This is a genomic window from Wolbachia endosymbiont of Tuta absoluta (assembly GCF_059414725.1).
The window spans coordinates 1-318 of the sequence record NZ_JBNRJY010000407.1 but is presented as its reverse complement, the minus strand read 5'-3'; the positions used below and the strand labels follow the sequence as shown (position 1 = coordinate 318).

Sequence of the window (318 nt, the reverse complement as noted above, 5' to 3'; positions counted from 1 at the left end):
GAACATATACGCAAAAACCCTAAAGGATTTGAAAAAGCAATAAAAAGCAGAGGGGTGAAAGAATTTACTACAGAAGAAATATTAGAGATTGACCATAAAAAAAGATCGATCTTCTTCGGCATTAAAAGAAAAACGGCCAAGTGCGAGTCAGACTCGCGCGCAAAAGGTTTCGTATCATTTTCCATAAAAATTGCAAGTTGATCGATCTCCGTGAGGGAGTGCCGTGTGATGCCGGCTTTGAATAGCATCCCCCCATTTCTTTCCTGTGACTGTCGTAAGAGGCAACTAATGGACTCAAGGGTTGTAAGACTATTGCAA

The 318-nt window shown here is 40.9% G+C and carries 1 pseudogene; it reads left to right on the top strand.

Annotated features, from left to right (window positions below):
- A pseudogene (locus ACJ5GX_RS04365) lies at positions 1 to 201 on the top strand (hypothetical protein); the annotation flags it as partial.
- Between the last annotated feature and the right edge of the window lie 117 nt (positions 202 to 318).